This window comes from Streptomyces sp. PsTaAH-137 (assembly GCF_003259365.1).
GTDB lineage: Bacteria > Actinomycetota > Actinomycetes > Streptomycetales > Streptomycetaceae > Streptomyces.
On record NZ_QLLY01000078.1, the window covers coordinates 1 to 2,340 of the forward strand.

The 2,340-nt window shown below is 69.4% G+C and carries 3 protein-coding genes; all 3 read left to right on the forward strand.

What is annotated here, in order from left to right; all coding sequences use genetic code 11:
* A partial coding sequence (locus tag K377_RS40955) for a NucA/NucB deoxyribonuclease domain-containing protein (RefSeq protein WP_202454606.1) occupies window positions 1-663 on the forward strand: 663 nt, incomplete at its 5' end.
* Between the two features lie 51 nt (window positions 664-714).
* Complete coding sequence (locus K377_RS40960; protein ID WP_111668698.1) at window positions 715-1,527, forward strand: hypothetical protein; 813 nt, start codon at window positions 715-717, stop codon at window positions 1,525-1,527.
* Between the two features lie 4 nt (window positions 1,528-1,531).
* Window positions 1,532-2,191 carry an SMI1/KNR4 family protein gene (locus K377_RS40965; protein WP_237551328.1) on the forward strand — a complete coding sequence of 220 codons (660 nt, stop codon included), beginning with the start codon at window positions 1,532-1,534 and terminating at the stop codon, window positions 2,189-2,191.
* The last annotated feature ends 149 nt before the right edge of the window (window positions 2,192-2,340 follow it).

Genomic DNA, 2,340 nt, shown 5'->3' on the forward strand with positions numbered 1-2,340 from the left:
GTCGTTCGGGTGAGTCATCCCATAGCCAAGGCCCTCGAGGACGCGGCGCAGCGGGTCGGCAGGAAGCTCAGCAAGGACGCGGCCCAGGCCATCGGGGACATGTACAGCCAGGTCGGGGAGGGCACGAAGAAGGTCGTCAAGAACATCCAGGACGCCGACCAGCGCCACGCCCACGAACTCGTCAGCCTCGCGAACAAGGTGGCCAAGAACGGCGGCGAGACCGGCAGGGGCTCGCGCCGCAGGATACGCAACCAGGCCGCCGCACGGCAGGACTTCAACCGGCGCACCGGTGGCCAGAGCGAGTACGACGCGGAGATGGTCCTCGACCGGAACAAGTATCCCGAGTCCGCGCAGCACATCGAGGATGCCCAGAACGGCGTCATCTCACGTGGCGACCGCAGGCGGACCGGCCAGCCCCTGCCCGACATCCTCACGATCGACCGAGGCGGGGCGGACGACAACCGGGCCGACTCGCTGCGCGGGATCGCGACGGACAGCCCCCGGGACCGGGACGAGTACCCTCCGGCCATGTACAAAGAGGGAGGAACCGGTGCGAGCGTGCGGTACATCTCGGCGTCGGACAATCAGGGATCGGGGTCGGCGATGGGGAGCGCTGTGCGCGGGTTGCCGGACGGCAGCAGAGTCAAGATCAGAGTGCGCTAGGCAGCCGACCCGGGCGGCACTGCCGTACGGGCCGAGAGAGAGAATGGCCTCATGAACGCTGCCGAGAAACTGATCTCACACGCCCGCCAGGGGCATTTCGAGGAGACGCTGCCGCACCTGCTCGAGATCGCCCGCCGGCCCGGTGGCGCGCGGGGGCCCGTCTGGGAGGCGGCCGCCGCGTCGATCCAGATTCTTCAGTGGCTGGACCGCTTCGCGGAGGCCGCCGACCTGGCCGGTGCGCTGATCCGCGACGACGGGCCGGCCGGTGGCGAACTGTGCGACCAGGACATGCCCTTCGACGAGGCGCTCCTGGCCGCGCCGGACATCTCGCGCGAGGGGCTGTCGGAGCGCCTCGCCGCGGTGGCGGCGCACGTCCCGGCCGGGCGTATTCTGCGTGAGCGGTTGGACTGGCTCGGCGCGCAGCCGGCCCAGCGCCCGCTGGAGGAACTTCTGCCCGGTCACGCGCCCTGGGGTGCGGCGCCTCCAGTCGAAGGGTTCCAGCACCGCTCTGCCCTTGTGGAGCGCGATTTCGACGCGCTCACCGACAGCGAGCAGCGCGTCGTGTGGCAGTCGCTCGCCACGGCGAACGACTTCCCGCGCGCCCACGAACTCGTCGCGACGGGCGGGCACACTCCCGCCCAGTACGACCAGTGCTGCTGGATGGCAGGATGGTACGCGGTGCGGGGCGATGTCGAGCGCGGCGAGGCCATGCTGATCGCCGCACACGATCGATGGCACCCCTACATGAAGTGGGACGCCCTCCCGACGGACCCCGTTCTGCAGCCGACGCTCCGCCAGGTCACAACCGACCGGGTGAGGGAGCACTACCTGACACGGCCCATCGGCCCGGAAGCGAAGGGATGACGCAATGACTGCAGACAGCGCGCTTCAACAGTTGCTGAGCCGGGCCCGTGGCCCTATGGGCCCGGCCATCGAGCTGGACTTCGGCTGGGAGAGCGGCCCGCTCGCCGAGCTCGGCCAGGTCCTGTCCACGATGAACGGCTTCTTCCTCTTCAACGCCGGCGTCCAGGTCTTCCGCGCGGGTGAGGAAGGCCTGGGTCCCGACCTTCTCGCGTGGAACGGCGAGAAGACTTGGAAGGACACCTACGACGACCTGGCCGATGACCTGTTCTGCTTCGGGCAGGACATCTTCGGCACTCAGTTCGCCGTCATGGAAGGCACGAAGGTCGTCGCGTTCAGCCCCGAGGACGCGGAGCTGACCGAACTCGGCACCAGCCTGAACGACTGGGCGCAGTGGCTCCTCGACGACCCGGACGTGAACGGCACGGCGAGCTTCGCGTACGCGTTCCAGAAGGAGAACGGGCCGCTGGAGCCGGACGACCGCCTGATCCCCCGTCGCTTCTTCGTCGCCGGCGGCGGCTACGACTTCGACAACTTCAAGGTCGTCGACGCGGTCACCGCCATGCGGATCCGGGGCCCCATCGCGCAGCAGGTCTTCGACCTTCCCGACGGCGCGACGCTTCGCCTGCCCGGCACGAACGGCACCAGCACCAACCCCTTCGGCTGATCCGCGCCCGGACCGCAGTCGTGCAGGTGCGGTGGCACGGGAACGGTCCTATTGCGTGCCGGCCGGCCCGCCGGGCTCCTCGGTGGGGTCGTACAGTGAGGGGTTTTCATCCTGACGCGGCAGCGAGGTGAAGGGCGAGGACGGCCTTC